This is a genomic window from Mycobacterium shigaense, assembly GCF_002356315.1.
GTDB lineage: Bacteria > Actinomycetota > Actinomycetes > Mycobacteriales > Mycobacteriaceae > Mycobacterium > Mycobacterium shigaense.
In genome coordinates this window covers 2,180,937-2,205,672 of the sequence record NZ_AP018164.1, presented here as the reverse complement: position 1 = coordinate 2,205,672, position 24,736 = coordinate 2,180,937, and the positions used below count along the sequence as shown (strand labels likewise).

The 24,736-nt window shown below is 67.6% G+C and carries 20 protein-coding genes; 3 read left to right on the top strand and 17 right to left on the bottom strand.

Annotation, left to right across the window (positions count from 1 at the left end):
* Positions 1 to 3: 3 nt before the first annotated feature.
* The 8 genes from MSG_RS10475 to MSG_RS10440 form a co-directional block, all read right to left on the bottom strand.
* Positions 4 to 810, bottom strand: coding sequence for a DUF1206 domain-containing protein (locus MSG_RS10475; RefSeq protein ID WP_096439419.1), 807 nt, complete (start codon positions 808 to 810; stop codon positions 4 to 6).
* A gap of 83 nt (positions 811 to 893) precedes the next feature.
* Positions 894 to 3,692: a phosphoenolpyruvate carboxylase gene (gene ppc / locus MSG_RS10470; protein ID WP_096439417.1), complete on the bottom strand. Its 2,799-nt coding sequence runs from the start codon at positions 3,690 to 3,692 to the stop codon at positions 894 to 896.
* Positions 3,693 to 3,745: 53 nt separating this feature from the next.
* Positions 3,746 to 3,979, bottom strand: a complete 234-nt coding sequence (gene secG / locus MSG_RS10465; protein WP_096439415.1) for a preprotein translocase subunit SecG — start codon at positions 3,977 to 3,979, stop codon at positions 3,746 to 3,748.
* Positions 3,980 to 4,032: 53 nt separating this feature from the next.
* Complete coding sequence (tpiA, locus tag MSG_RS10460) at positions 4,033 to 4,818, bottom strand: triose-phosphate isomerase (RefSeq protein ID WP_096439413.1); 786 nt, start codon at positions 4,816 to 4,818, stop codon at positions 4,033 to 4,035.
* Positions 4,815 to 6,062 (bottom strand): phosphoglycerate kinase, encoded by a 1,248-nt coding sequence (locus tag MSG_RS10455; protein ID WP_096439411.1) that lies wholly within the window; start codon positions 6,060 to 6,062, stop codon positions 4,815 to 4,817. The genes tpiA and MSG_RS10455 overlap by 4 nt, the downstream gene beginning before the upstream one ends.
* A gap of 2 nt (positions 6,063 to 6,064) precedes the next feature.
* Complete coding sequence (gap, locus tag MSG_RS10450; RefSeq protein WP_096439409.1) at positions 6,065 to 7,096, bottom strand: type I glyceraldehyde-3-phosphate dehydrogenase; 1,032 nt, start codon at positions 7,094 to 7,096, stop codon at positions 6,065 to 6,067.
* Positions 7,097 to 7,269: 173 nt separating this feature from the next.
* The gene (locus MSG_RS10445) at positions 7,270 to 9,018 is read right to left on the bottom strand and encodes a DUF3556 domain-containing protein (RefSeq protein WP_096439407.1); all 1,749 of its coding nucleotides are present in this window, start codon (positions 9,016 to 9,018) and stop codon (positions 7,270 to 7,272) included.
* Between the two features lie 141 nt (positions 9,019 to 9,159).
* Entirely contained in the window at positions 9,160 to 9,498 is a 339-nt protein-coding gene (locus MSG_RS10440) for a hypothetical protein (RefSeq protein ID WP_096439405.1), read from the bottom strand.
* A gap of 664 nt (positions 9,499 to 10,162) precedes the next feature.
* On the opposite strand from MSG_RS10440, the gene MSG_RS10435 reads away from it, so the two are divergent.
* The 3 genes from MSG_RS10435 to MSG_RS10425 are packed head-to-tail and all read left to right on the top strand — an operon-like array spanning position 10,163 to position 13,800.
* The gene (locus MSG_RS10435) at positions 10,163 to 10,903 is read left to right on the top strand and encodes a 1-acyl-sn-glycerol-3-phosphate acyltransferase (protein WP_373421210.1); all 741 of its coding nucleotides are present in this window, start codon (positions 10,163 to 10,165) and stop codon (positions 10,901 to 10,903) included.
* A gap of 3 nt (positions 10,904 to 10,906) precedes the next feature.
* Complete coding sequence (gene fadD12, locus MSG_RS10430) at positions 10,907 to 12,544, top strand: acyl-CoA ligase FadD12 (RefSeq protein ID WP_096439403.1); 1,638 nt, start codon at positions 10,907 to 10,909, stop codon at positions 12,542 to 12,544.
* A complete protein-coding gene (locus MSG_RS10425; RefSeq protein ID WP_096439402.1) occupies positions 12,544 to 13,800 on the top strand; it encodes an alpha/beta hydrolase in 1,257 nt (418 codons plus the stop codon). The genes fadD12 and MSG_RS10425 overlap by 1 nt, the downstream gene beginning before the upstream one ends.
* Before the next feature lies 1 nt (position 13,801).
* Here the strand turns inward: MSG_RS10425 and MSG_RS10420 are convergent, their stop codons facing one another.
* The 9 genes from MSG_RS10420 to MSG_RS25555 form a co-directional block, all read right to left on the bottom strand.
* Positions 13,802 to 15,190 (bottom strand): WS/DGAT/MGAT family O-acyltransferase, encoded by a 1,389-nt coding sequence (locus MSG_RS10420; protein WP_096439400.1) that lies wholly within the window; start codon positions 15,188 to 15,190, stop codon positions 13,802 to 13,804.
* A gap of 304 nt (positions 15,191 to 15,494) precedes the next feature.
* Entirely contained in the window at positions 15,495 to 15,860 is a 366-nt protein-coding gene (locus MSG_RS10415) for a DUF732 domain-containing protein (protein WP_096439398.1), read from the bottom strand.
* A gap of 70 nt (positions 15,861 to 15,930) precedes the next feature.
* Positions 15,931 to 17,295 (bottom strand): PPE family protein, encoded by a 1,365-nt coding sequence (locus MSG_RS10410; protein WP_096439396.1) that lies wholly within the window; start codon positions 17,293 to 17,295, stop codon positions 15,931 to 15,933.
* 12 nt (positions 17,296 to 17,307) lie between these two features.
* Positions 17,308 to 18,567 carry a PPE family protein gene (locus MSG_RS10405; protein ID WP_096439394.1) on the bottom strand — a complete coding sequence of 420 codons (1,260 nt, stop codon included), beginning with the start codon at positions 18,565 to 18,567 and terminating at the stop codon, positions 17,308 to 17,310.
* A gap of 976 nt (positions 18,568 to 19,543) precedes the next feature.
* Positions 19,544 to 20,521, bottom strand: coding sequence for a DNA-binding protein WhiA (whiA, locus tag MSG_RS10400; protein WP_096444314.1), 978 nt, complete (start codon positions 20,519 to 20,521; stop codon positions 19,544 to 19,546).
* Positions 20,518 to 21,594 (bottom strand): uridine diphosphate-N-acetylglucosamine-binding protein YvcK, encoded by a 1,077-nt coding sequence (gene yvcK, locus MSG_RS10395; RefSeq protein WP_096439392.1) that lies wholly within the window; start codon positions 21,592 to 21,594, stop codon positions 20,518 to 20,520. The genes whiA and yvcK overlap by 4 nt, the downstream gene beginning before the upstream one ends.
* The gene (gene rapZ / locus MSG_RS10390) at positions 21,591 to 22,541 is read right to left on the bottom strand and encodes an RNase adapter RapZ (RefSeq protein WP_232011214.1); all 951 of its coding nucleotides are present in this window, start codon (positions 22,539 to 22,541) and stop codon (positions 21,591 to 21,593) included. Before rapZ ends, yvcK begins: the two co-directional genes overlap by 4 nt.
* Positions 22,538 to 24,454, bottom strand: a complete 1,917-nt coding sequence (gene uvrC / locus MSG_RS10385; protein ID WP_232011272.1) for an excinuclease ABC subunit UvrC — start codon at positions 24,452 to 24,454, stop codon at positions 22,538 to 22,540. The genes rapZ and uvrC overlap by 4 nt, the downstream gene beginning before the upstream one ends.
* The gene (locus MSG_RS25555) at positions 24,364 to 24,720 is read right to left on the bottom strand and encodes a hypothetical protein (RefSeq protein WP_232011213.1); all 357 of its coding nucleotides are present in this window, start codon (positions 24,718 to 24,720) and stop codon (positions 24,364 to 24,366) included. Before MSG_RS25555 ends, uvrC begins: the two co-directional genes overlap by 91 nt.
* Positions 24,721 to 24,736 lie beyond the last annotated feature (16 nt).

Below are 24,736 nucleotides of genomic sequence, written 5' to 3'. Positions count from 1 at the left end.
GGCCTACATCTTGGTGGAACGCGCCATCACGAAGCTGTAGAGCCCGTAGGTGATCAGGCCGACGCCGGCCGCTATCAACAGCACCGTCCCGTAGTGCTGGGCCCCGAGCGTTTTGAGGGCCCCATCGAGTCCGGTGGCCTTCTTCGGTTCGGCGCGACAGGCGGCGACGATCACCAGCACACCGGTGAGGGTGATCACCACACCCTTGCCGACGTACCCCGCCACGCCGAGCCTGCGCACCAGGTCGCCCGACTTGCCTTTGAGGTCGTCGACAAACGCCCGGCTCGCACCCTTATAGATGTGGTAGCAGCCAACCGTGACGATAACCACCCCAACCGCGATGAGCGCGATGGTGCCCCCGGTCGTTTCCATGAGCCGCGCGCTTATACTCGAATTCTGTTGATCCGCAGGCCTTCCCGCGCCACGGGCGAACCCGAACGCAGAATAGGCGAAGGTGAGGTAGACGGCCGCCAGACCCAATGCCTTCAGCCGTAGCGACGCGTCCGACGATGGCCCATCCGCCTTGCGATCGCTCGACCGGCCGAGGACGGATTCGACGAGCCGCCACAGGCCCATCATCAGTAACGCCGCCGCGGCGACCCACAACGCGAGCGGGCCGCCCGGTTTGGCCGCCAGTGTCGCCAGGGCCCCGGTCTGATCGGCGGTGCCCCCGTCGCCGCACGCCACCCGGATGGCGAGATAGCCGACAATCAGGTGCAGCAACCCGTTGACGACATAACCGGCGCGGGCGAGTCGTTCGAAGACGCTGTTCTGCGCCAACTCAGTAACGGGAACCGTAGTGTCCGACATGACCCAGGAATGCCCTTCATCGACGGTTCCGTAACGCCGAAATAGCTCGTCCTGCACCGTCGCCCGACTCGACGAAGGTCGCGCTATCCGCTGTTTCGCAGCGCGCTTGCTAATCCGTTCATCGTCAACAGGATTCCGCGCTGCACCAGCTCGTCGTCATCACCCGAGCGGTAACGGCGCAACAACTCCACCTGCAGGTGGTTCAGCGGCTCCAGGTAGGGGAACCGGTTGAACACCGACCGCGCGAGCGCCGCGTTGTCGGCGAGCAGATCGTCGTGTCCCGTGATCAGCCGGTGCATGGCGATCGTGCGCTGATGTTCGGCGACGATCTTGTCGAACACCCTGCGCCGCAACGACTCGTCGGCCACCAGCTCGGCGTAGCGGGCCGCCAGCCCCAAGTCCGACTTGGCCAGCACCTGCGCCATGTTGGACAGCACGCCGCGGAAGAACGGCCACCGCTCGTAGAGGTCGTGCAGTACCGCCACCCGTTCTTCCTCGGGGCCGGCGGCGATCCACTGCTGGAATGCCGATCCGGTGCCGTACCAGCCGGGCAGCATGACCCGCGATTGGCTCCATGCCAGCACCCACGGGATGGCTCGCAAGTCGGCGATCGACTCGGTGGGCTTGCGCGACGTCGGACGGCTGCCGATATTCAACGAGCCGATCTCGCTGACGGGCGTGGAAGCCTTGAAATACTCGACGAAACCCGGTGTGTCATGGACTAATTCTGCATAGGACCGGTGGGCCAGGGCGGCGATCTCGTCGAGGACGGCGTACGCCGGTTCCGCGGCATCGCCCAGACCCTCCACATCCAGCAGCGTCGACTCCAGCGTGGCCGCCACCAAACTCTCCAGATTGCGGCGGGCAAGTTGCGGTTCTGCGTACTTCGCGGCGATGATCTCGCCCTGCTCGGTCAGACGTAGCGAGCCGTTCACCGCTCCCGGCGGCTGCGCCAGGATAGCCTGGTAGCTGGGGCCGCCGCCGCGGCCCACGGTGCCTCCCCGGCCGTGGAAGAGCCGCAACCGAATTCCGGCTTTGCGGGCCACCTCGACCAGCGATAGCTCGGCGCGATACACCGCCCAGTTGGCGGCCAGGTAGCCCCCGTCCTTGTTGGAGTCGGAGTAACCCAGCATCACCTCCTGCCAGTCGTCCCGGGCCGCCACCAGCGCGCGGTAGAACGGGAGCTCCAGCATGGCGTGCAGGATCGCCGCCCCATTGTGCAGATCGTCGATCGTCTCGAACAACGGTGAAATGCCCACGGGGCAATAGGGTTCCGAATTCGAGGCATCGAGCAGGCCCGCCTCTTTCAGCAGGATCGCGGCCTCCAAGACGTCCGACACGGACTGGCACATCGAGATGACGTAGTTGGGCACGGCGGCGGGGCCGTAGCGCGCGACGGCGTGAGCCGCCGCCTCGATGACGGACAGTTCCTTGTGGGCGAGTTCGGACAGTCGCGCGCGGTCGCTGAGCAGCGGGCGGCGAGTGCTCAGCTCGGCGGTGAGCAGCTCGACCCGCTTCTCTTCGGGCAGCGAGGCGTAGTCCGGGTGCACCCCGGCCCACGCCAGCAGTTCGCCGACGACTTCTTCGTGGACATCGGAGTTCTGCCGCATGTCCAGACCCGACAAATGAAACCCGAAGACGTGCACGCCTTCTCGCAGCAGCGCCAGCCGATCGTCGGCCAGCAGCGCGCTGCCGTGGCTGCGCAGCGATTCGTCGACCGTGTCGAGATCGGCGCGCAGTTCGGCCGGCGTCGCATACCGTTGCAGACCCAGGTCGAGCTCGTGGCGGGGTTGCTGATCCAGGATTTCGCCGGCCGTCGCACTGAGCCGGCCGCGGATCAGCCGCACCGCCCGCCGATACGGCTCGTCGGTCCGAGCCTCCTCCGGGCACGCCTCGGCCAGGGCGGCCAGCTGCGGCGTGACGGCGACGAGCCGCGCCGACATCGACAGCTCCTGCTCGAGCTCGGTGAGCTCGGCCAGGTAGTGGGCCAGGGCAGTGAACGCGGCGCTGCCGGTAGCTCGCCGGACCACGGCCGCAGTCACATTCGGGTTGCCGTCCCGGTCACCGCCGATCCACGAGCCCGGCTGCAGGATCGGCCCGGGCAGCACCTCGGTGTCGGGCCACCGGGCGCGCAGCGCCGCGCGCACCTCGGCGTTCACCTGTGGGATCACCTCGAACAACGCGGCCGGGTAGTAACGCAGGCCGACGTCGATCTCGTCGGTGATCTGCAGCCGCGAGATTCGGATCAGCGCCGTCTGCCACAGCGTGAGGACCTGCCGGCGCAGCTCCTGCTCGATGCTGCGGCCATAGCCCGTCTCCGTGTGACCCTCGGCGTGCCGCCGCATCAGCTCGGTGATCCGGTGCTGGGTGACGAAGACGGTGCGCCGCCGGGTCTCGGTCGGATGGGCGGTGATCACCGGGGAAACCAGAGCCCCCCTGAGCGCCTCGGCTATCGTGGCCGAGTCCAGATCGGCCCGATCGAGTTTCGCGTAGGTGCCGGCCAGGCTGCTGTCCTGCGGTGGTTCGCCGGCGTCGACGTGGATGTGGCGCCTGCGCTCCCGGTGGATGTCCTCGGCCACGTTGGCCAGCAGCGCGAAGTGGCTGAACGCCCGAATCACCGGGATGGCCAGATGGATGTCGATGCCGTCGAACATGTGGGAGATCTCGGCCCGATCGATCTCGGAGCGCCGCACCCGGAAGGACTCCACCCGGGCCCGCTCCACGAGCTCGAACACCTCGTCGCCGTTCAGCTCGCGCACGGTGTCGCCGAGGATGGCGCCGAGCAACCGGATATCGGCGCGCATCGGCTCGGTCGCCTCGCGGCCTACCCGGGTTCGCTGCACAGCACCGATCGGTGCCAGCGCGTCGGAAACCTCAACCATGAATTCCAGTATCGGGTCGGATCGCGTGGTCCGCCCGGCGAGTGATCAGTGCCTCAGCGGTACTTGATCTGCAGGGCCATGCCGACGATGCAGACAAACCAGATCCCGACGACAAATAACGTCAGCCGGTCCAGGTTCTTCTCCACCACCGTCGACCCCGACAGGCTCGACTGCACGCCGCCGCCGAACAAGGTCGACAGGCCGCCGCCCTTGGCACGGTGCAGCAGCACCAGCAGCACCACCAAGACACTGGTGACCACCAGGGTGATCTGCAGGGCCAATTCCATGGCAGCCACCCTACCTGGTCGCGTTACCGGCCTGAGGCAGGCCTACGGCCCGCCTACGGCAGTGGCCCACCGGCAGCGATGGCCGCCAGGGTCGCGAACTGCTCGCCGTCCAGCGACGCTCCGCCGACCAGTCCCCCGTCGACGTCGTCCTGCGCGACGATGTCGCCGATGTTCTTGGCGTTCACCGAGCCGCCGTACAGCACCCGCACAGTCTCGGCGATCTTCGGGGAGGCCAGCGCACCCAGTTCCTTGCGGATCGCCCCGCATACCTCCTGCGCGTCGGCAGAGCTGGCCACCCGGCCGGTGCCGATCGCCCAGACCGGCTCGTAGGCGATGACCACCTTGGCGATCTGCTCGGCGGTCAGGCCGGCCAGCGAGCCGCGCAGTTGCGCCTCGCAGTAGCTGACGTGCTCGCCTGCCTCACGAATGTCCAGGTGTTCGCCGATGCAGATGATCGGGGTGAGCTCGTGTTTGAGCGCGGCGGCCGCCTTCGCGGCCACCAGGGCGTCGTCCTCGTCGTGGTAGGTGCGCCGCTCGGAGTGACCGACGACGACGAAGGTGCAGCCTAGCTTGGCCAGGAAGGCGCCGCTGATGTCGCCGGTGTAGGCGCCCGAGTCGTGCTGCGACAGGTCCTGGGCCCCGTAGGTCAGCCGGAGCTTGTCGCCATCGACCAGGGTCTGCACGCTGCGCAGATCGGTGTACGGCGGGAGAACCGTGACATCGACCTTGTCGTAGTACTTGTCCGGCAAGGCGAAGGCGATCTTCTGCACCAGCGCGATTGCCTCAAAGTGATTGAGGTTCATCTTCCAGTTGCCGGCGATCAGCGGCTTGCGGCTCACGAGTCTCCTTCGCTTGGCTGGGGCCTGCCCAATACCTCGATACCGGGCAGCGTCTTGCCCTCAAGGTATTCCAGCGAGGCTCCCCCACCGGTGGAGATGTGCGAGAAGGCATCCTCAGGGATTTTCAGCGCTCGGACCGCGGCCGCGGAGTCACCGCCGCCGACCACACTGAACGCGCCCTTGCCAGTCGCCCCGACGATCGCCTCGGCGATGCCCCGAGTGCCGGACGCGTACGCCGGGAACTCGAACACGCCCATCGGGCCATTCCAGAAGATGGTCTCGGCGTTGGCCAGCAGCGCCGCAAAGCGTTTGACCGATCCGGGGCCGATGTCCAGCCCCATCAGATCTTCCGGAATCGCGTTGGCGGCCACGAACTGTGGTGGCGAATCGGCGGCGAAGTTCTCGGTAACCACGATGTCGCCGGGCAGCCGCAAGACGTCGGCGTGGGTATCCAGCAAGCCGCGGCAGGTCTCCACCATGTCTTCTTCGAGCAGCGACTTGCCCACCGAATATCCTTGTGCGGCAAGAAAGGTAAAGCACATGCCGCCACCGATCACGATGCTGTCGGCCTTGGTCGCCAGCGACTCGATGACGCCCAGCTTGTCGGACACCTTCGACCCGCCCAGCACCACCGCGTAGGGGCGCCTGGTCGAGCTGCACAACTGCTCAAGTACCTCGATTTCCTCGGCGACCAGCTTGCCCGCGTAGTGCGGAAGCAGGGTGGCGACGTCGTAGACCGAGGCCTGCTTGCGGTGCACCACCCCGAAGCCATCGGAGACGAAAGCACCTGCTGGCCCAACCAATTCGGCAAGCTGCCGGGCCAAGGCCAGTCGCTCGGCATCGTCCTTACTGGTCTCGCGGGGGTCGAAGCGGATGTTCTCCAGCAGCAGCACGTCGCCGTCGGTCAGGCCTTCGGCGCGGGCCAAAGCGTCACCCCCGACGACGTCACCGGCGAGTTGCACGTGCCGGCCCAGCCGTTCGCCGAGCGCCGCGGCGACCGGCGCCAGGGACAACTTGGCGTCGGGCCCGTTCTTCGGGCGGCCCAGATGCGCGGTGACGACCACCCGGGCACCGGCGTCCAGCAGCGCCTGCAGCGTCGGCACCGACGCGATGATCCGGCCGGGGTCGGTGATGGCGCCCTCGTCGTCGAGCGGCACGTTCAAATCCGAACGCACCAACACGCCGCGGCCGGAAATGCCCTCGGCCAGAAGGTCTTCCAGGGTTGGGAGCGTGGCCTCCGTCACGGTTACAGAGACTTGCCGACCAGCGCGACGAGGTCGATGAGGCGGTTGGAGTAGCCCCACTCGTTGTCGTACCAGGACACCACCTTGGCCTGGTTGTCGATCACCTTGGTCAGGCCGGAGTCGAAGATCGAGCTGTGCGGGTCGGTGACGATGTCGCTGGACACGATCGGGGCGTCGTAATACTTCAGGATGCCCTTGAGCTTGCCTTCGGCGGCTACCTTGAACGCCGCATTGATCTCGTCGGCGCCGGCGGCCTTGGACAGCTCGACGGTCAGGTCGGTCGCCGAACCAGTGGGGATCGGAACCCGCAGCGCGTAACCGTCGAGCTTGCCCTTCAGCTCGGGCAGCACCAGCCCGATGGCCTTGGCCGCACCGGTCGAGGTGGGCACGATGTTCAGCGCGGCGGCGCGGGCGCGGCGCAGGTCCTTGTGCGGACCGTCCTGCAGGTTCTGGTCCTGGGTGTAGGCGTGGATGGTGGTCATCAGGCCCTTGACGATGCCGAACTCGTCATTGAGGACCTTGGCCAGCGGCCCCAGGCAGTTCGTGGTGCACGAGGCGTTGGAGATGATGTTCTGGCTGCCGTCGTACTTGTCGTCGTTGACGCCGAGCACGATGGTGATGTCCTCGTCGGTGGCGGGCGCGGAGATGATCACCTTCTTGGCGCCGGCGTCCAGGTGACCCTTGGCCTTGGCCGCGTTGGTGAACAGCCCGGTGGACTCGACGACGACGTCGACGCCGAGATCACCCCACGGCAACGCCGCGGGCCCTTCCCGCACGGCGAGTGCCTTGATCTTCGCGGGGCCCACGACGATGGTGTCCTCGCCCTCGAGGGTGACGTCGTGCGGCAACCGGCCGAGGATGGAATCGAATTTGAGCAGGTGCGCCAGGGTGGCGTTGTCGGTGATGTCGTTGACGGCCACCACCTCGATGTCGGCTCCCGAGCTCCCCGGGCCCTCCTCCTGCTGGGCCAGCAAAGCCCGGTAGAAGTTGCGTCCGATGCGACCGAAGCCGTTGATACCTACCCGGACAGTCACGTGTCTCTCCCTCTTCGCTTGTCCGCCGATGGAACCACTCGCCGTCAGCCTAGATCAGTAGGGTGGACAGCTGCAGGGCCGGTAAGAGTCCCCGGCCGTAAGTCATTGTGAGAAGTCGCTGCGGCACCGAGACGGCCGCGTGGGAATGACACCAGCGGTCCCACTCGGGTCGACTACCGGGCGGCGCGCCGACGGGTCACGTAAACCGGGAACTCGTCACTGGGCTCGGGCCACGGCTGGCGGCTCAGCATGTCCGCGACCTCGACGTAACCCGCCTCGATGAGGCCGGTCTTGGCGTCCACGATCCGGTACCACTGCTTCTGGGTGTGGATCGGCTGGCCTTCCAGAACGATCACGCGGACGTCGCCTTCGGCGAAGTCGCAGCGGCGTTGGACGGCGGCCAGCAATTGTTCGTTGTGCAGGTGACCCTCGCCGAAGTTCCAGCCCACCAGCGGACCTGCGACGATCTCGCCCTCCCGCACGCTGTACTGGGTCTCGTCGTCGATGGCCCGGGGCAGCAGCCCGTTGAGTGCCCTGCCGTGGGTGTGCATCGCCCGGAACGCCGCCGTCTTGTCGCTTACGATTTCGGCGATCGCGGGGTCGTAGAGCTTGGCGAGCTGGTTGACAACCAGCGCTGAGCTTTTCACGACATTGGCTTCGAGCGTCGCCTCGGCCCCGACGCGGAAGCACCAAATGCTGGTCGCCCAGTTCCCGGCGTAGTAACGCATCGCCGGCAGGAACGACACCTTCTCCGGAAACAGGTTGCCGATCGGCACGAAGGCAAGCGCCACGAGCAGGATCGCCAGCAGCAGCGGCGAGTTCAGATCGACGGCGCGGATCGCGCCGTAATGCCCGAACAGATAGAACAACGAAAAGATGATGAAGACGTTCCACTCCAACGGCACTCCCATCGGGAGGTTGGACAAGATGTTGAGGTGGAAGAGCACCATGAACCCGATCAGGTACCAGCGCCACGGTTGACCGTCGGCGGCGAACACCAGAACACCGGGGACCAGGAATTCCGCGGTGGTGCCCCCGACATGGGCCATGACCTTCGGTAGCCAGGACGGCCGCAGGTCGTTGACGGGGTCGAGATAGAGCCGGTGCTTGATCGGGGTGAACAGCTTGCTGCGCAGCAACGCATTGTTGCTCGTCATCACCGCCACTACGTACGGGAAGTGGTGGTTGAGCTTGGAAGTAGCAGCGCCCCACCACAATCCGAGGATGATGATCTTAAACGCGGCGATCTGATCGACGAAAGGAAAGAAGAAGACGATCAATTTCAGCCAGTAGTGCTCACCGCGAGCGGCCAGGAAGATCGTTTTGTCGCGCAGCCCCACCAGCGTCAGGGCAACGATCATCGGCAGCACCTGGACAGGGTCGAGCAGACCGACGTCCCCACCGGGGGTGACCGGCCCCCCGGCGCCGGGAGCCAGCATGGCCCACAGCCCGTCGATCAGCACGGTGGCATACAGGGCGACGTCAATCACGGTGCGGGTGTCGCCGGCGGTGAACGGAACCTTGTCGGGCCAGGCCGGGAGCCGAATCGTATTGGGCCGCAACCAGTAGAGGAACCCGCCGATCGGCGGCATGAATCGTCCGGTCAACGGTCCCGACCCGCAGCCCAAGCCGAGCACCTCGAACAGCAGGGTGAAGACGATGGCCTTCTGGTACACGATCGGCTGGGCCCACCATTCGCCGATACGGCTCAGTCCGCCGATGCCAGGGGTCAGTGAGATGACGGCGGCCGGGATCGCGACGTACAGACCGATCTTGATCAGGTAGAGCAGATACACCCCGTACGGTGTGCCGAAGCCGTGCTCCACCCAGTGCCGGGTCACGATCTGCAGCCGCGCGGCGCGGGGCCGAGTCTGCCAGGTGTCGTGATCGACGTCGGGAAGCTCGGGTGAGATGAATCCCATGGCAGCCTCGTTCCTGTCGTCGCTGACCAATACAATCTAACGGCTTCGCGCACGCCTGTGGCGACTTCGTGCGCGGATGCCGCCGAACCGGGATCGCGGCGCGGAAAATCAGTGCTGCATCGGGTGTTTCACCCGGCGGTGCTACCGGGCGACGAGCCGCGACCGGTGCGCGGCAACCTCGGTGCCCGGAGCCGGGAACCGGCAGTGCAGCTTCTCGATCATCAAGGTCAGCGCCTCGCGCTCCTGCTCTTCGACGCGCGCCATGCGCCGAAGAGCGCCCGCGCCTTCGATGTTGCCGGCGGCCTCGGCGCCGGCAATCGCCTTCCGGTAGCCCTCGATCCGGTGCTCGACGACGCGCCGGTTCTGGTTGAGCAGACGCAGAAAGTAGTCGGCCTGCCGCTGATCCGCGGCGTCGGCCGCGGCCCTCGCGCGGTCGCTCTCGCCGGCGGCGGGGCTGACGGCCGTACTCGCCGGCGCCACCTCGCCCTGTCGAGCATGTGCCGTACCGGGGCGGGCCGTGGCGCCGTGGGGCCTGTGCCACCGTCGGTCACGAGCGCCGCGCTCGGCTGCCGAGCGTGAAGCACGCTCGTCGGACATACCGGCAGAGTCCATCGGGCCTTCTCTCAGGAGGCGAAGGGGCGTTGCGCGTGCGTAACGATAACCTTCCCGCTCGCCCGGCGCCATAATCTTGCGGGATCCGGATTTAATCTTCCGGGATAGCGATTTCAACCGCTTCGCTACGCCCAGGAAACCGCCCGTTCGAGTGCATGAGCCCTGCCGATCAGCCAGCCAGCGGCGGGGAACCACCCGGCGCCGGCTCGCCCACGGCCTCGCGCGCCTCGGGCAGGGCGAATCCCGTTGCACTGCAACACCATCAACCCGACCGCGCCGCGGCGGCGGGCCTGCCGCCGCCGCCGAACGCGACGTCGATTTGGGGCACCGGCAAGACGCCGCGCCGGAGCAGTGTTTGCCTGCCGCCCGTCCCCGGGAACCGTCTGGCTACCATCGACAAGACTCAACGCGGCAAAGACGTCTCGAGGGAGCCACTAGGGGGCCTGAAGTGAACGACGTGAGCGACAGCGGCGGCCCGGAGGCCGGAGACCCCGAGCTCGGCAAATTCGACCCGGGTCTGACCCAGCGCCTGATGAGCGTCCTGCGCCCGATCCTGAAGACGTACTTCCGCTCCGAGGTGCGCGGCCTGGACGGCTTTCCGCCGGGCGGCGCACTGGTGGTCGGCAACCATTCCGGTGGGATGTTCCCGATGGACGTCCCGATCTTCAGCATCGACTTCTACGACAAGTTCGGCTACGACCGGCCGGTGTACACGCTCAGCCACGACATCTTGTTCATGGGCTTCACCGGTGAGCTGTTTCGGCGCACCGGCTACATCCGCGCCAACCCGGAGAACGCAGCCAAGGCGCTGCGGTCCGGCGGCGTGGTGGTGGTCTTCCCCGGCGGTGACTACGACGCCTACCGGCCCACGCTGTCGGAGAATGTCATCGACTTCAACGGCCGCAAGGGCTACGTCCGCACCGCGATCGAGGCCGGCGTGCCCATCGTGCCCGCGGTCTCGATCGGCGGGCAGGAGACCCAGCTCTACCTGACCCGCGGCACCTGGCTCGCCGAACGGCTGGGCATCAAGCGGCTGCTGCGCAGCGCCATCCTGCCGGTGTCGTTCGGGTTCCCGTTCGGGTTGTCCGCCGTCGTCCCGCCCAACGTGCCGCTGCCCACCAAGATCGTGACGCAGGTGCTCGAACCGATCCACATCGCCGAGCAATTCGGTGAGGACCCCGACCTCGACGAGGTCGACGAGCACGTGCGGTCGGTCATGCAGGAGGCGCTCAACGACCTCGCCGCCAATCGCCGCTTCCCAATCCTGGGCTGACACATGGCATCTCGTCTGGACCAAGCCCGTGGCATCCTCGGTGTGCTAGCCACGCTGCGGCGCGCCGGAATGATCGCGCCGATGCGACCCGACCGCTACCTGAAGATGGCCGCCGCGATGCGCCGCGAGGGCATGGGCATGACCGTCGGGTTCGCCGGCGCGGCGCAGCGCTGCCCCGACCGTCCCGGGTTGATCGACGAACTCGGCACCCTGACGTGGCGCCAGCTCGACGAGCGGATCAACGCGCTGGCCGCGGCGCTGCAGAAGCTGCCGTCGGGTCAGCCGAAGGTGATCGGGATCATGTGCCGCAATCACCGCGGCTTCGTCGAGTCGGTGGTGGCCGCCAACCGGATCGGCTCCGATGTCGTGCTGCTCAACACGTCCTTCGCCGGACCCGCGATGGCCGAGGTGGTCAACCGCGAGGGCATCGATGCCGCCATCTTCGACGAGGAGTTCACCGAGACGGTGGACCGCGCGCTGGCCGACAAGCCGGACGCCACCCGGATCGTGGCCTGGGCCGAGGACCCGCACGACCTGACCGTCGAGAGTCTGATCACCGAGCATGCCGATCAACGGCCGGAGCGCACCGGCCGCAAGGGCAAGATGATCCTGCTCACCTCCGGGACCACGGGAAGTCCCAAGGGCGCCAAGCAATCCGGCGGGGGCGCCGGGATAGGCACGCTGAAGGCGATCCTGGACCGCACCCCGTGGCGCGCCGAGGAGACGATCGTGATCGTGGCGCCGATGTTTCACGCCTGGGGCTTTTCGCAATTGATCTTCGCCGCGTCGATGGCCTGCACGGTGGTCACCCGACGCAAGTTCGACCCGGAGGCCACCCTGGATCTGGTCGACCGTCACCGGGCGACCGGGTTGGCTGTCGTGCCGGTGATGTTCGACCGCATCATGGACCTGCCCGACGACGTCCGAAAGCGTTACAGTGCGAGGTCGTTGCGCTTCGCCGCCGCGTCGGGCTCGCGGATGAGGACCGACGTCGTGACCGCGTTCATGGATCAGTTCGGCGACGTCATCTACAACAACTACAACGCGACCGAGGCCGGCATGATCGCCACCGCCACACCGGCGGACCTGCGCGTGGCACCCGACACCGCGGGCAGGCCGGCGGGCGGGACCGAAATCCGGATCCTGGATCCGGAATTCAACGAACTGCCTAGCGGCGAGGTGGGCACCATCTATGTCCGCAACGACACGCAGTTCGACGGCTATACCGAGGGCTCGACCGGCAAAGGGAAAGAGTTCCATGCCGGATTCATGTCCTCGGGCGACGTCGGCTATCTCGACGAGGCGGGGCGGCTGTTCGTGGTGGGCCGCGACGACGAGATGATCGTCTCCGGCGGCGAGAACGTCTATCCCATCGAGGTGGAGAAGACGCTGGCGGCCCACCCCGAGGTGGCCGAGGCCGCCGTCATCGGCGTGGACGACCAACAATACGGCCAGCGACTGGCGGCGTTCGTCGTCCTCGAACCCGGCTCGTCCGCCACCGTCGAAACCCTCAAGCAACACGTCCGCGACAACCTCGCCAACTACAAGGTGCCCCGGGACATCTCGGTGCTCGACGAGCTCCCCCGCAGCAGCACCGGCAAGATCGTGCGCGGCGACTTGCAAGCACGGGTCAACGGCTGATGCGCCGCCCGAAATCGCGGCCACTGGCCCGCGCGGCCGTCGAATTCCTGAACGCCGCCAACGGATTACGCCCGCTGGCCCGCAAAGGCTACAGCACGGTGCTGGTGTTCTGGTTCGGCTGGCCGACATCCGAGGTGCCCGGCGTCTACTTCTGCGCCTCGTTGCTGGACGTGCTGCGACGCGGGCGGCGCGGTGACTTCGCGGGGCGGCGCGGCAAGGCGGCACTGGCCCTGACGGCGGCCTCCTGGGCGATCCTCGGGGTGATTCGCTATCGCGGCGTGACCACGCCGGGGCCGGTGCTGGAAGCGGGGCTGCGCGAGCAGCTGGGACCCGACTACGCCGAAGCGCTGTCCGCCCTGCCGCAGCACGCGCCTGAGCGCCGGGGACGGCGCAGCCTACCGCTGGGCAACACCATGGCCCGCCGTCGCTACGTCGACAAGACCAACGTCGTGTCGTATGGCCCGCACCGCGCTAACATGGCCGACATCTGGCGCCGGCGCGACCTGCCTCGAGACGGCAAGGCGCCGGTGCTGCTGCAGGTCCCCGGCGGCGCGTGGATGATCGGGATGCGGCGCCCGCAGGCCTACCCCCTGATGAGCCACCTGGCGGCCCGCGGCTGGGTGTGCGTCTCGATCGGCTATCGGGTCTCGCCCCGCCACACCTGGCCGGACCACATCGTCGACGTTAAGCGGGCCCTGGCCTGGGTCAAGGACAACATCGCGCAATACGGCGGCGACCCCGATTTCGTCGCGATCACCGGCGGGTCGGCGGGCGGGCACCTCTGCTCGCTGGCCGCGCTGACCCCCAACGATCCCGCATTCCAGCCGGGTTTCGAAGACGCCGACACGTCGGTGGCCTGCGCCGTGCCGGTGTACGGTCGCTACGACTGGTTCTCCACCGAGGGCGAAGGCCGCCGCGAATTCGTCGAACTGCTCGAAAAGCTGGTTGTCAAGCGGAAATTCGACACCGACCGCGAAGTCTACGTTGATGCCTCGCCGATCCGGCGGTTACGGGCCGACGCGCCACCGTTCTTCGTCTTGCACGGCCACGACGATTCGCTGATCCCGGTCGTCGAGGCTCAGGAGTTCGTCGACGAGCTGCGCGCCGTCTCGAAGTCGCCCGTCGCCTACGCCCAACTGCCCAACGCCCAGCATGCTTTCGACATCTTCAGCTCGCCGCGGGGACACCGGTCGGCCGAGGCAGTCGCACGCTTCCTGTCCTGGGTGTACGCGACCAAGTACCTGGATCGCGACTGACTTATATTGCCGCGGCGGCCTTTTCGAGTTCGACCAGCGCCGGCTCGATGGCCTTGGCCATGTCCTCGATGTCGTTGGCCACCTCGGGCGTCGTCACAAAACCGAAGTCCAGGAAGTCCGTGTAGGAAAAGCAGGTGATGTTCAACGCGACGTCCATCACCGGCGGCCCGAGCGGCACCAGCGATTCCACCACGGCGCCCGCCATGTACAGCGGGCAGGACGGACCGGGGACGTTGGACACGACCAGGTTGATCGGGGCCAGGTTCCGCGACAGGCCGGTGGCCGTGTACGCGCGGGCGGCCAACTGCAACAGCCCGGGCGGCGTGGTTTCGGTCAGACCCATGATCTGATGCGCCGACAGAGCTTTCGCCATTTCCTTGGCGCTCTGGGTGCTTTCGTAGATCGCCAGCAACCGCTCGGCAGGGTCGGCGATGTCGGTGGCGAGCGAGGCGGTCATCGAGCTGATCTGGTTGCCGACGTCGCCGGGTGAATCGTCGGTGCGGGTCGACACCGGGATCTGCGCGATCAGTGGCTTGAACGGCAGCTCGCCGCGCTTTTCCAGGTACTCGAGAGCAGCGCCTGCCACCAACGCCAGCACGACGTCGTTGAGCTTGACCCCGAAGGCGTCCTTGACGGCCTTGGCGCGGGCCAGTTCCACCCGGGTACCGGTGATCCGGCGATGCGGCGAAACCGGGGCGTTGAAGCGGGTTTTGGGTGCCTCGAAGTAGCGCGGCGGCCTGTCCCGGAAACCGAGGGTGGCGATCTGCTGCCGCACCGTCTGCTCGAGCAGCCGGGCGATGCGGAACGGCGTTTTGACGCCGACGTTGATCAGCGCGCCGATCGCGCGCCGTTCAATGCCGGGGATCTTGAGTCCCACCAGCGAGCCGACCGTTTCCTGTTGCGGCGGACGGGGTTCCGGCGTGACGTCCAGCAGTATTTCGCCCAGGCCGGCCCCGGAGACACCATCGACGATGGCGTGATGCATCTTGGTGAGCGTGGCGATGCGCCCGCCCTTGACGCCCTCGATCACCCACAGCTCCCAGAGCGGCCGGGAGCGGTCCAGCTTGTAGGACATCAACCGGCCGACGAGTTCGTCGACCTCGCGACGCCCGCCCGGAGCGGGCACGCCGATGCGGCGGACGTGGAAGTCGATGTCGAGCTCTTCGTCCTCGACGAACCACGGCCGGTCCAGGCCGAGTGGCGCGCCGCTGACCCGCCACCGCAGCTGCGGCAGCTCGGGGAGCCGGTCGATCAGCAGCTGGCGAAGCCGCTGGAAGCTGTACTCGGGCGCATCGCTGGGATCGCAGATCGCCAATGCGCCCACATGCATGTGCCAGCCCGCAGTTTCTGCAGACCAAAACGCCGCGTCAACGCTCGAAAGCCGCTTCATCCCCTGACCGTAGCCCTACCCTGCCCCGCCCCGCTATGGCGAACATACTGGCCTGGCGGCTCGGGCCGGGCCAAGCCACCCACGCCACGGGCATGGAATGCCGCCACCCCCCGGCGACTCACCGGCTCAGGTCGACCGGAGACGCGGCCGCACCTTGCCACGTCGGGACAGGTATGCGTCGAGTCCGCGACCGGGGCGCCGATCGATACGCCGCCGCCCAGGCTGACCCAGGGTGCGCGAATCCAGGGCTAACCGCGGGTCGAAGGCCGAAGGCGAATTATGCTGACACATCTCCCGCGGCGACTCAGCGCACGCCGCTGCCTTTGACGCTGGTTCCCGCGGAAGCGTCAAGTTGGCGCGGGCAGTAGGCCTTCGCCGATATCGTCGCGAACTGGGCGGCACCGCTGGTTGTCAGCGCCGGGTTGTTGTCCTTGAGGTCGTTGAGAAGTTGCAGGCCGGATATGCCGCGAGAAACCAAGCCACACACGGCTTTACCGGCGCTTATCGCTTGACCGGGGTCTGAAAAGCTGATCCCTACCTTACCCAGGTCAGCCAAAAACTCTACGTTGTTCTCATCGGTGGCCGCCTCATCCTCCCCGGGTATCGCGTGGGCGGGTACGGCGATGACAATTCCCAGCGCCACACCCAGAAGTGCCAGGTGCAATCTCACGTATCCTCCCTTGCTGCAGCTCTTGCCGTCCCGCAGTCCTGAAGCCCGAAATCCTCTGTATTACTACCTTTTACCTAAGCTTGGAGTCGGACGCTCCGATAGCGACCCCCTCGCCGTCCGACACGTGCACGGCGTGTACGCCCGGAGTTGTTCTGAGTCTGGCGACCAGGTCGTCGAGGCCAGCCTCGTCGACGTTCCAGTGCTGTACTTGATCGGGCATCTCCTGCAGTTGAGCGATGATGCGGTCGAGCTTGACCGGCCCCACGCGTCGCTCACCGGCGATAGCGCGGGTCTGGAGGCTGGTTGAGCTGACCACCCGCGATGCCGGGCTACCCAGCGCGCCGCCCGCCAGACTGCCCAGGGTCGCCTCGTTGACCAGGCCGGCGGGGAAGTCTCCCGCGGCAGCCGCGGCCAGGCTGGTGTCCGGTAACGCGTTGGCGGCCAGCCTTATCGCCGGGGCGGCGGTCGCCCAGCCGGCCGGCACGGACAATCTGCCCACCGTCGGTGCGTTGCCCAGTACCGCAGACACAGGCTTGACCGGAACGCTGACGGCGGCATGCCCCGGCGAGGCCAGACCGGCGCCCAACGACGTCTTCGACATCGCCGCGCTCCACGGCGCATAGATGAAGAAGTTCTTCCACTGCGACATGCCGAGGCTGGTACTGGCATTGACCACGTTGGTCCACGTCGCCTGGGTACCGACTTGCCCGATGCTCGAATACAGCGCCTCCCACAGCGGGGCCACCTCCTTACTCCCCGTCACCCCGCCGATCAGGTCCTGCCAAAACTTGGTGTATTGGCCGGACAGCGAGGTGAGGTAGTCCTCGATCTGTTTCAGCCACGAGGACAACGACTGCGACGACGTCGCTGCCGCAGCGGCCTGGACCGCGGCCGCGCTGTCACCGGTGGTGGCCGGTGCCTCCTCGAACGCGGGCAGCCCTCCGGCCGACTCCGATGCACTGGCGTAAGCGAACATGGCGGCGACATCTTGAGCCCACAGCTGTCCATACTCGGCTTCGGTGACGGCGATCGCCGCGCCGTTTTGACCCAAGATGTTGGTCTGCAGCAGCGCGGCCAACTGGCTGCGGTTCGCCGCGACAATCGCCGGCGGCACGGTCGCCGCCAACGCGGCCTCATAGGCGCCGGCCGCGGCCAATGCCTGGGCGGAAGTCTGTTCTGCCCGGGCCGCCGTGCCGGCCAGCCACGCCACATACGGCGCCGCCGCCGCCGCCATGGACTCCGCCGACGAGCCCTGCCACGACTCGCCGACCAGGTCCGAAATCGCCGCTGCATAAGACGCCGCGGTGGAGTGCAGCTCGGCAGCCAGCCCGTCCCATGCCGCCGCGGCGCGCAGCAACGACCCCACGCCGGGCCCGGAATAGATCTGGGTGGAGATCACTTCCGGTGACAGCGCTGCGAAATCCCCGAAAACCATTGTTGCCCTTCCCTATTTCGCATTCGGAGGTATCACGATGACGGTCGACGTGGTCGCGATGTCATCGACGGCAACGGCGCCGGGCACGCGAACGGCCGACCTCGCGGCGGCGCGAGTCGCGGTGCCCCCGACCGCGCGTCCGCCCAGACTCGATAGCGCAGTCGGTCCGAACATGCCCTGGGTGCCGCCGGCAGCCATCGCCGGAGCGCCATCCAGCATGGTTTCGGGCAGCTCGGCGGCAAGCGTTCGGACCGCTGGGACCGCCGCGGCCCAGTTCGCCGGCACCGACAACGAGCCCACCAGGCCCGCCCGGCCCGCCGCCGCCGAAACCGTCCCCGCGCCTTGCAACGCAGTCGCACCGGTCAGCAGATCGCTGCGCAGCAGCGGTGCCAGCACGCCGAGGAGGGGCTTGGGGTGCAGCAAAGGGCCGATGCCTTGGATCCCGACGCCGAGGTTCGGGATGCTGCCCGCGATCTGGTACCAGTTCTTCATCAGGTTGGCCACGCCGAGCGGGGTATACGGTCCGGAGACCACGCCCATGACGCTGGTGAAGGTCTTCAGAATCCCGGTGATGTCCGTAAGGCTCAGCGGGAGCCCGGCCGCCGCCGTCGTCACCGCGTTCGCGCTGATGCTCTGCGCCGCAAGGGGAGCCGCCGAGACCGTCTGCGACAGCGCCTTTTCCACACCGGAGGCGACCGACGACCGACCCGCGGCGGCAACGGCGTCCGCTTGGCCGGCGGCACCGCTGTCGTTGGTGGTCTTCGGCGGTGCGGTGAACGGCTGCAGCGCGGTCGCGGCCGCCGCGGACTCGGCGTAGGCGTACATCGCGGCCGCATCTTGGGCCCACATCTCGGCGTACTCGGCCTCCGTCGCCGCGATCGCCGCCGAATTCAGACCCAAAAAGTTCGTCGCGATCAGCAACTCCAACAACGACCGATTGGCCGCGATCACCGGCGGCGGCACGGATGCAGCGAATGCGGCCTCATAGGCGCCCGCCGCCGCCTTGGCGTGCAGTGCCGATTGCTCGGCTTGCGCGGCCGTGCCGCCCAGCCACGCGACGTACGGGGCGGCCGCGGCCGCCATGGACGCCGCCGAGGGTCCATGCCAGCCGGTCGTCAGCTCCATCACCACAGACCGGTACGACGCCGCTGTCGCCTGCAACTCGCTGGCCAGCCCATCCCAGGCGGTCGCGGCGGCCAGCAATGGCGCCGGCCCGGGTCCGGCATAGATCTTTCCGGAGTTGATCTCCGGCGGTAATGCTCCGAAATCCATAGGTCTCCCTCCGCCCCGGCCGTCGGACCACCGCGGGCCCAGTGCTTGCCTTCCCCTACCAACGAGCAACGGCCAACGCCGCCCAGCGAAATCGATCAGGAGTTTGCTAGCGGGGGGCCATTTGCCCCTGTGGAGATTAGCCATGCCGTGCGAGAAAAGGCTTCCGGGAGGACCGGCACTCGGGGAACGATCCCCGCACCCCGCCGACTGCGAAGGCACTCTGCGTGCCCTGGACGCGAGGCGCCCATAAAGCCGTCTACCTCGCCCAAGTCCGACACCTCGACGCGGTGAATAGGTGATGAAGAATTGAAAGAACGCGTTCACGGACGACTATCCGTGAATAAAAATCTCACGGTGGAAAATCTAATTTGCCTCGACGGAGGGCCATCGCGTCCAGTACCGCCAGCGGCGGATCCATCGGGGAAGGTCGAGTAAAGGCGTTGCTATCAGTGGATTTTCATACGTGCCAGCGGTTGCACGGTGCGGCACCGGCACGTCGAAGGTGATGCACGCCTGCGTCGCCACGCATTCACCGATATCAGTTGACACGTCGATTTGATATCGAATTCAAAATATGTATGAGTTCGATCTGAGAATGGCGGATCGACACAGCGCGTCACCCTCGGCTCGGGTCCAGGGCCGCGTCCGCACGATTGGTCAACCGCTGCGCGTCGAGGCTGAACGTTCGGTACTCGGGACCGATCCATGACGCCAAGCTGTCGGCGGCTCGGTCATAGCCAGTTCATAGGAATCCCGGGCTTATATGAGTTTGCTGAGCAGCACGCCAGGGCCGGCATCGGCCGAGCAGGCCGGGCGAGAACGCACACCGGGCTTCGCGCGGATCAGGAACTGGCGGCGGCGAGTTTCGGCCATGCTCGTGCCGGCTCGTTCGGCTCACCCTCGGCGCGGTCGCACGGTAATGGGCGGCAGCGACGTCGGCCCTTGGCGTCATGCAACCGCGCGACGCCTCGCTGCGTCAGGCGTCCTCCAGCAGGTCCGGCGTCACCGCGGACTCGGTGTCGGGGATGCCGTCGACCTTGGCCTTGCGGTCGGCCATCGACAGGAGGCGCCGAATACGGCCCGCCACGGCATCTTTCGTCATCGGGGGGTCGGCAAGCCGACCGAGTTCCTCCAGCGAGGCCTGCCGGTGCTCGACGCGCAGTTTGCCCGCCGAGGCCAGATGGTCGGGAACGGTGTCGCCGAGGATTTCCAGCGCCCGCTCCACCCGGGCGGCCGCCGCGACGGCCGCGCGCGCCGAACGGCGCAGGTTGGCGTCGTCGAAGTTGGCGAGCCGGTTGGCCGTTGCGCGCACCTCGCGCCGCATCCGGCGTTCCTCCCAGATCAGCCGGGTGTCCTGGGCGCCCATCCGGGTCAACAGCGCGCCGATGGCCTCGCCGTCGCGCACCACCACGCGATCGGCGCCGCGCACCTCGCGGGCCTTCGCGCTGACCCCGAGCCGCCGCGCCGCACCGACCAGCGCCAGTGCCGCCTCGGGGCCTGGGCAGCTGACTTCCAGCGCCGAGGAGCGCCCCGGCTCGGTCAGCGACCCGTGCGCCAAAAACGCTCCGCGCCAAGCGGCTTCGGCATCGCCGATGCTGCCCCCGACGACCTGGGCCGGCAGGCCGCGGACCGGGCGCCCGCGCATGTCGAGCAGACCGGTCTGACGGGCCAGCGCCTCGCCGTCGTTGGCGACCCGCAACACGTAGCGGGTGCTCTTGCGGATACCGCTGGCCGACAACACGTGGACCACCGCGTTGTAGCCGTAGAGGTCGAAGATGTCCTTGCGCAGCCGCCGCGCGATGTTGCCCAGGTCCACCTCGGCCTCGACCACCACCCGGCCGCCGACGATGTGTAGTCCGCCCGCGAACCGCAGCAGGGAGGTGACTTCCGCCCGACGCGCGCTGACCGATTTCACCACCAGGCGGCTCAGCTCGTCTTTGACTTCGGTCGTCATCGCCACGCGTCGTCACCCCTTGGTCCGCTGCCAGCCGGTCCGTTCACGCCGGTTTGTGGACTTTCACCGTCGACCCGAATCTCCGCGGTGGCCGTCGCCGAAGGCGCTGCCGGACCCGGGTTGTCCGCTCGGACCCCGTCCAGGACCGCCGCGAGCTTGCCCGGGTCATGTAAAGGTGTACCAGGTCGGGAGACGTCAGCGAAGTGGACCTCGGCCTGCAGCAGGGTCGCGGTACGGCGCAGTTGCTCGCGCTCCCGCTCCCCGGGCACCCGTTCGGCGTCGATGATGATGTCGTGCACGGTGAATCCCGGGGCGTGCTGGGCCAGCACGTGCAGGTGACGCTCCACCGAGAACCCGGCCGTCTCGCCCGGCTCGGCCACCAGATTGAGCACCAGCGCCCGCCGCGCCGGGGTGGCCTGCAGAGCCGCGACCAGGCCCGGCACCAGCACGTGCGGGATCACGCTGGTGAACCACGACCCCGGCCCCAGCACCACCAGGTCGGCGGCCATGATGGCGTCGACGGCCTGCCGGGTGGCCGGCGGGTTGTCCGGCAACAGCCGCACCCGGCGCACCTTGCCCGGCGTGGTCGCGATCGCCACCTGCCCGCGGATGAGCCGGAACATCCGGGGGTCGGACTCCAGCCCGGAGACGTCGGCCTCGATCTGCAACGCGATCGGGCACATCGGCAGCACCCTGCCCTTGACGCCGAGGATGCGGCCGAGTTCGTCGAGGGCGGCGACCGGGTCGGCCAGCACCTCGTTGAGTCCCGCCAGCAGCAGGTTGCCGATCGGGTGGCCAGCCAGGGCGCCGTCGCCCCCTAACCGGTGCTGCAGGATCGTCGCCCACAGTCGCCCGTAGGGACTGTCAGATGCCAGGGCCGCCAACGCCATTCGCAGATCGCCGGGCGGCACCACGTCCAGTTCGTTGCGCAGCCGGCCGGACGAACCGCCGTCGTCGGCGACGGTCACCACCGCGGTGACGTAGGGCGTCAGCCGCCGCGCGGCCGATAACGTCGCGTACAGACCGTGTCCACCGCCCAGCGCGACGATGCCCTCGCTGCGTGCTGGGGTCATTCCCGACCCAGATCCCGGTGCAGCACCCGCACCGACAGTTGCGCATTCTCGCCCAGCAGCCGCGCCAGTGCCTCGGCGATCGCGACGCTGCGATGCTTGCCGCCGGTGCAGCCGATCGCGACCGTCATGTAGCGCTTGCCCTCCCGGCGATAGCCATCGACAACCAGAGATAGCAACCGATGGTAAGCGTCGAGGAACTCCGCCGCGCCCGACTGGCCCAACACGTAATCGCGGACCGCCGGGTGCTGGCCGGTGTGCGGGCGCAGCTCGTCGACCCAGTGCGGATTGGGCAGGAAGCGCACGTCCATCACCATGTCCGCGTCCATCGGCAGGCCGTACTTGAAACCGAATGACTCGACGGTGACGCTGGTGGAGGCGGCGGCGTCGCTGCTGAAGGCCCGTTCGATGCTTTCCCGCAGACCCCGCACCGACAGCGTCGACGTGTCGATGATCAGGTCGGCGGTGGCGCGGACGGGCGCCAGCATCCGGCGTTCGGCCGCGATGCCCTCGGCCAGCGTCTGCTGGCCCTGCAGCGGGTGGCTGCGCCGGTTCTGTTCGTACCGGCGCACCAGCATGTCGTCAGACGCCTCCAGGAACACCACGCGGGGGTTGATGTTGCGGGTGGCCAGCTCGTTGCGAACCTCGTCGAGGTCGCCGGTGAAGCCGCGCGAACGCACGTCCATCACGACCGCCAGCTGGGTGATCCGCGATCCGGCGGCGAGGCCGAAATCCACCATCCGGGTGATCAGCTGGGGCGGCAGGTTGTCGGCCACATACCAGCCCAGGTCCTCGAGGACTTTGGCCGCGGTTCCGCGCCCGGCGCCCGACAACCCGGTCACCAGAACGACGTCGATACCGGCCGAGCCGGCATCAGCAGGCGGGCCGTCGCCGAAGTCGGCCTGCACATCCCCGTGGCGCTGCCCGCTCCCCCCCACCTGACTCGTCATTCCGCGTCTCCGGGTTGCCCGGGTCGCAGGGCCTCGAGGACGGCGGTGGCAGTGGCCAGGCCGATGCCCGGAACGGCTGTGATCTGGTCGACGGTGGCCTCCTTGAGGCGGGCTATCGAGCCGAAGTGGGTTACCAGCGCCTTGCGGCGATGCTCTCCTAATCCTGGCACCGAATCGAGCGCCGACGCGGTCATTCGCTTGGATCGTTTGCTCCGATGGTAGGCGATCGCGAAGCGGTGCGCCTCGTCACGGACGCGCTGTAGCAAATACAGACCCTCGCTGTTGCGCGGCATGATGATCGGGTCCGGCTCCGACGGCACCCAGATCTCCTCCAGCCGTTTGGCCAGGCCGATCACCGCGACGTCGGCGATCCCGAGCTCCTCGAGCACGGCGTTGGCCGCGTTGACTTGCGGTGCACCGCCGTCGACGACGAACAGGTTGGGCGGATAGGCGAACCGGCGCGACTTCCCTTCCGGCGAAAGCGTATTCGCATCGTTCTGGTCGCTCAGGTGGCGCACGAACCGGCGCCGGGTCACCTCGGCGATCGACGCGACGTCGTCGGAGCGGCCCTGCCCGGCCGCTTCCCGGATGCCGAAGTGACGGTAGTCGGATTTGCGTGGCAGCCCGTCCTCGAAGACGACCAGCGAGCCGACCACGTCGGTGCCCTGGACGTGGCTGATGTCAACACACTCGATGCGCAACGGGGCAGCCGCCAAACCGAGCGCGTCCTGGATGTTCTGCAGCGCAGCCGATCTGGCGTTGAAATCGCCCGCCCGCTTCAGCTTGTGTTGCTGCAGGGCCTCTTTCGCATTGCGTTGCACGGTTTCGGCCAGCGCGCGCTTGTCGCCGCGCCGCGGCACGCGCAGGGTGACCCGCGAGCCGCGCAGACTGGACAGCCAGCTGGTCAGCTCGTCGGCATTGGACGGCAGGCAGGGCACCAGCACCTCGCGCGGGACCGGGTTGGTCGACTCGTCGGCCGCTTGGTCTGTTTCGGAGCCCAGCTCGGCCTGCTCGCCGTAGAACTGGGTGAGGAACTGCTCGACCAGTCGCTCTTCGCCGGATTCACCTGGGTCGCCGGACTTTTCGACGATCCAGCCGCGCTGGCCACGCACCCGGCCACCGCGCACGTGAAACACCTGCACCGCCGCCTCGAGCTCGTCGTCGGCGAAGGCGACCACGTCGGCGTCGGTGCCGTCGCCGAGCACGACGGCCTGCTTCTCCATCGCCCGCTTGAGCGCACCGACGTCGTCGCGCAGCCGGGCGGCGCGCTCGAAATCGAGTTCCTCGGCCGCGGCGGTCATCTGCTGCTCCAGCTCGCGGGCAAAGCGGTCGGTCTTGCCGGACAGGAAGTCGCAGAAGTCCATCACGATCTGGCGATGCTGCTCCGCGCTGACCCTGCCGACACAGGGCGCCGAACATTTCTCGATGTAGCCGAGTAAACAGGGGCGATCAATCTGCTTGTGCCGCTTGAACACTCCCGTCGAACAAGTCCGAGCCGGAAACACCCGGGTGAGCAGATCCAGCGTCTCCCGGATGGCCCACGCGTGCGAGTACGGGCCGAAGTAGCGCACTCCTTTACGCCGCGGGCCGCGGTAGACCATCAGCCGGGGAAATTCCTCGTTGAGCGTGACGGCCAGCACCGGATACGACTTGTCGTCGCGGTAGCGGACGTTGAAGCGCGGATCGAACTCCTTGATCCAGTTGTATTCCAGCTGCAGGGCCTCGACTTCGGTGTTGACCACCGTCCACTCGACCTTGGCCGCGGTGGTCACCATCTGCCGGGTGCGGGGATGCAGGGCGGAGATGTCCTGGAAGTACGAGGTCAGCCGGCTGCGCAGGCTTTTGGCCTTGCCGACGTAGATGACTCGGCCGTGCAGGTCCCGGAATCGGTAAACGCCGGGCTCGACCGGGATGGACCCGGCTGCGGGGCGATATGTCGCGGGATCTGGCACGCATCCAGGCTAGTAGCCGGTGCCGTCAGACCGCCGACGGCTAGGGCCCTCCGGCCGTCCACGTCGGCGTCGAAGACGCCCGCGCCGATGAGGAACATGTCCTCGGCGGCGTCGATCGCGGCGAGAGCCGCGGCCAAATACAGCAGGTCGGTCGCGGTGCTGGCGACCAGGCCTTGTGCGATACCCGTCAACGCCGCGGTGAACACCCGTGCGCCGTCGCAGCCCACCCGAGTGTCTATCCGC